Here is a 5143-nt window from a genome sequence, read left to right on the forward strand (position 1 = left end):
GGCGTGGGGAGTGGAGCCGGATGCGGTGGTGGGCCACAGCATGGGGGAGGTGGCGGCGGCGTGTGTGGCCGGAGCGCTGAGCCTGGAGGATGCGGCGCGAGTCATCTGCGTGCGCAGCCGGCTCTTGAGGAAGGTGAGCGGCAAGGGCGCGATGGCGGTGGTGGAGCTGACGCTGGAGCAGGCGCAGCAGCGGGTGAAGGGCCACGAGGGTCGAGTCAGTGTGGCGGTGAGCAACAGCGCCAGCAGCACGGTGCTCAGTGGAGAGGTGGAGGGGCTGGAGGAGCTGGTGAAAGGGCTGGAGGCAGAGGGAGTGTTCTGCCGGCGGGTGAAGGTGGACGTGGCCTCGCACAGTCCGCAGATGGACGTGCTGAGGCAAGAGCTTCTGGAGGCGCTCCAGGAGGTGAAGCCTCGAGCAGGCCGGGTGCCGGTGCTGTCGACGGTGAGCGTGGAGCAGGTAGATGGCAGCGGGTTCGACGCCGGGTACTGGGTGAAGAACCTGAGGGAGCCGGTAATGTTCGGGCCGGCGGTGGAGAAGCTGAAGCAGACGGGGCACACGCTGTTCGTGGAGCTGAGCCCGCATCCGATCCTGGTGCCGGCGATCGAGCCGACGCTGCGCGGGGAAGGGGGAGATCAGCGGGGCGTGGTGGTGGGCAGTCTGAGGAGGGAGCAGCCGGAGCGGGAGCGGATGCTGGAGTCGCTGGGGCGGCTGTACGCGGCGGGCCTCGCAGTGGACTGGCGCAAGCTCTACCCCACCGGGCACTTCGTCGCGGTTCCTACCTACCGGTGGAACCACAAGCGCTACTGGTTGGAGCAGGCGGAGACGAGCGGCGAGGAACTCGGGCCATCGGGACATGCGCTGCACGGGCAGCGAGTGAAGAGCCCGAGCCGCGATCTGCAGTTCGTCTCAGGCGTGGGAGCGGTCCGGCAGAGGTACCTAGATGACCACCGGGTCTTCGGGGAGGTGGTGGTACCGGGGGCCTTCCATGTGGCGGCGATGCTGTCGGCCTCGGCGGAGGCATTCGGGCCGCGAGGGGTGACGCTGGAGGGTGTGGAGATCTCCGGGTCGCTGCCGCTGGCAGAGAACGAGACGGTGCGGCTGCACCTGCTGATGACGCCAGAAGAGGGGGAGGAGGAGTACACGGTCTCGAGCAGCAGCCTGGCAGGTGAAGGGGAGGAGTGGAGGAGGCACGCGGGAGGGCGGCTGCGGCTGTCGAGTGAGCAGGTCCCCGGGACAACGCTGGAGCAGGCGCGGGCGCGGTGTTCGGAGGAGGTGTCGCCGGGCGCGGTGTATGGCGAGTTGCAGCGGCGCGAGATCGACCTTCGGACGAACTTCCAGAGCCTGGGCCGGCTGTGGCGAGGCCCGAGCGAAGCGGTGTCGGAGCTTCGGCTGGCCGACGGGTTGAAGGCGGAGGGGATGCCGTTGCACCCGGTGGAGCTGGACGCGTGCGCACAGACACTGCTGGCGGCGATGGGGGCGCGCGAGCCGGACAAGACGTTCGTGCCGTTCGCGATGGAGCGCCTGCGCTTCCATGGGCGAGCGGCAGGCCCCGTGTGGTGTCACGCGGTGGTGAGGGAAGTGACGGAGGAGACGTGCATCGGGGACGTGCGCCTGTACACGGCGCAGGGCGAGGTGGTGGCGGAGGTAGAGGGACTGGTGCTCAAGCAGGCCCGCAGGGAGAGCATGCTGAGCGGGCGTGTGGAGGAGGAGGCCTGGAAGGAGTGGGTGCACGAGGTGGCGTGGCGCCCGCAGGAGCGCGAGGGCAAGGGGCCTGCTGGAGGAGCGGGGCGGTGGGTGGTGTACGGGCAGCAGGGCGCGTGGCTGGAGCGGGTCGCCGGAGCGCTGGAGGAGCGAGGGCAGCAGGTGGTGAGGGTGGAGGAGGCTGCAAAGTACGAGCGCCAGGGGGAGGGGCGGTACGGGGTGAATTGGAAGCGCGCGGAGGACTTCGCGGCCGTGGTGGGCGAGTGCGTGGGTGGCGAGGGCGTGAAGGGGGTGCTGCTGTTGGTTCCGCGCGAGGACGGAGCGGCCGAGGTCGAGGAGACGGTGAGGGGCTACACCGGAGCGCTGCACTGGGTGCAGGCGCTGGCGGGAGCCGGACTGCGCGAGGTGCCGCGGCTGTGGCTGGTGACGCGAGGCGCGCAGGCGTTGGAAGAGGAGACGGTGGAGGTCCGGCCCGCGCAGGCGGCGGTGTGGGGCCTGGGCCGGACGGTGGTGTACGAGCACCCCGAGCTGGTCTGTACGCGGGTGGATCTCTCCGGTGAGGAGAAGGCCGCGGAGCTGGTAGCTGAGGTGCTGGCAGGTGGCACGGAAGAGGAGGTCCTGCTGAAGGGGAGCCTCCGCTATGTGGGCCGGCTGCGTCGCCGCCCGGTGAGCACGATCGAGAGCGTGCCGGTGGTGGAGGAGGGGACGTACCTGCTCACAGGAGGCCTGGGAGGGCTGGGGCTGGCGGCGGCGAAGTGGCTGGTGAGCCGAGGTGCGAAGAACCTGGTGCTGGTGGGACGGCAGGGAGCGGCGACGGAGGAGCAGCGCCAGTCCGTTGAGGAGCTGAAGCAGCAGGGAGCGCGCGTGGTGGTGGGTCGCGCGGACGTGGCGAGCGCGGCGCAGTTGGAGCGGGTGTTGCAGCAAGCGCGTGCCGAGGGTCTGCCCTCGCTCAAGGGCGTGGTGCATGCGGCGGGTGTCCTGGAAGACGGGCTGCTGCTGAACCAAGGCGTGGAGAGCCTGCGGCGGGTGCTGGCGCCCAAGGTGGAGGGCGCACTGAACCTGGAGGCGCTCACGGCCTCGCAGCCGCTGGACTTCTTCGTTCTCTATTCGTCCGTCGTGGCCGTGCTGGGCTCGCCAGGGCAGGCCAACTACGCGGCGGCCAATGCGTTCCTGGACGCGCAGGCGCGGCGGCTGCGCTCCAAGGGCCAGCGCGCGCTGAGCATCAACTGGGGCACCTTCGCCGAGGTGGGACTCGCGGCGGCTCAGGAGAACCGCGGCGCTCGGCTCGAGGTCCGTGGCATTCGGAGCTTCAAGCCCCAGGAGGGCGTGGAGCTGCTGGAGAAGGCGCTGGGCCTGCGCACCTCGCAGGTGGCGCTGGTGGATCTCGATGCGCGCCAGTGGTTCGAGTTCTACCCGCAAGTAGCGGGCTCGCGGCGACTGTCCTCGCTGCTCTCCAGCTCCTCCTCCCGCAAGGTGCAGGGCAAGAAGAGCGCGGTGCGAGAGAAGCTGCGGGCGGCAACTCCGGCGGAGCGGCCAGCGCTGGTGCGGCAGTTCGTCCGCGAGCAGATGGCGTGGGTCTTGCGCCTGGAGGCCGCGTCGATTGATCCACACGCTCCGCTGCGCGGGCTGGGCATGGACTCGCTGATGGGGCTGGAGCTGCGCAACCGGCTCGAGGCGGGTCTGGGGCTGCGCTTCCCGGCGACCCTGGTGTGGACGTACCCGACGCTCGATACCCTCGCGGAGAACCTGAGCGCGAAGTTCGAAGCCACCCTGGAGGGCGATAGGGCGGCAGCACCCCAGTCGCTCGTACAGGCCCGGCCCGTAGCAGAAGCGGCTCGCCCCTCGCCCGCCTCCGGCAAGGCCGAGCCGATCGCGATCGTGGGCATGGGGTGCCGCTTCCCAGGAGGCGGCAGCAACCCCGAGGCATTCTGGAAGGCACTCGAGCAGGGAGTGGACGCGGTCAAGGAGATCCCCTCATCGCGGTGGCCTGGAGGCGCTCAGCCGCAGGGCCAGGGAGCGAAGTGGGCGGCCTTGCTCGACTCGGTGGACGGCTTCGACGCGGCCTTCTTCGGCATCTCGCCGCGCGAGGCGACGGGACTGGACCCGCAGCACCGGCTGCTGCTGGAGGTCACCTGGGAGGCGCTCGAGGACGCTCACCAGCTTCCCGAGCGCCTCGTCGGCAGTAGGACGGGAGTGTTCGTGGGGCTCATGAACCCGGACTACCTCGTGGAGACGCTGGCGCAGCCGCTGGATCGACTGGATCTGTACTCCACGACGGGAACGGGGAATGCGTTCGCGGCAGGCCGCATCTCCTACCTGCTGGGGCTGCAGGGCCCCAGCCTGTCGGTGGACACGGTGTGCTCCTCGTCGCTGGTGGCCATCCACCTGGCTTGCCAGAGCCTGCGCAACGGCGAGAGCGAGCAGGCCATCGCCGCGGGCGTCAACCTTCTCTTGTCCCCACGCTCCATGGAGAGCGTGGCCCGGCTTCAGGCGCTGTCGCCGGATGGCCACTGCCGCACGTTCGACGCTCGGGCCAACGGCTTCGTGCGTGGCGAGGGCTGTGGCGTAGTGGTCCTCAAGCGCCTGTCCGATGCGGTGAGGGACGGGGACCCCATCCACGCGGTCATTCGTGGCTCGGCGGTCAACCAGGACGGGCGCTCCACCGGCCTGACAGCGCCCAACGTGCTGTCGCAGCAAGCGCTGTTGCGCACGGCGCTCGAGGCCGCGGGCGTCCCCGCTTCGTCCGTGGACTACATCGAGGCCCACGGCACGGGCACCTCGTTGGGAGATCCGATCGAGTTCGAGGCGCTCAAGGAAGTCCTGGGGCAGCCGCGAGCCGATGGGGCCAGGTGCGTGCTGGGCTCAGTGAAGACGAACCTCGGGCACCTGGAGAGCGCGGCGGGGATCGCAGGTTTGATCAAGGTGGTGCAGGCGCTGAAGCACGAGAGGATACCGAGGCACCTGCACTTCCAGGCGCTCAACCCGCGCATGTCGCTGGAGGGCACGCCGTTTGTCATCCCGACGCAGGAACTGGAGTGGAAGGCGGGGAGCCGGCGGCGAGTGGCGGGAGTCAGCTCGTTCGGGTTGAGCGGGACGAACGCACACGTGGTGTTGGAGGAGGCGCCGCAGAGGGAGGAGGAAGGGGTGGCCGAGGCGGAGGCGGGCGGACCGTACCTGCTGCCGGTGAGTGCGCGCAGCGCGGAGGCGCTGAAGGCTTTGGCGGAGTCCTACGCGGGGTGGGTGGAGGGAGGTACGGCCCAGCAGCTGAGGGACGGGTGCTACACGGCGGGAGTGGGCCGTGGACAGCACGAGCACCGGCTGGCGGTGGTGGGAAGCAGCGGGGAAGAGGTAGCGGAGCGGCTGCGAGCGTGGGCAAAGGGTGAGTCGCGACCGAACAGCGCATGGGGAGTAGGGGGAGCCCAGGGAGCTGGGAGCAAGGTGGTG

The 5143-nt window shown here is 70.1% G+C and carries 1 protein-coding gene; it reads left to right on the plus strand.

Annotated features, from left to right (window positions below; all coding sequences use genetic code 11):
- Positions 1 to 5143, plus strand: a 5143-nt coding sequence (locus VD972_RS20580; protein ID WP_324989560.1) for an SDR family NAD(P)-dependent oxidoreductase, incomplete at both ends; no start/stop codon positions are given.

Origin of the sequence: Hyalangium sp. (assembly GCF_035629615.1) — a bacterium.
GTDB lineage: Bacteria > Myxococcota > Myxococcia > Myxococcales > Myxococcaceae > Hyalangium.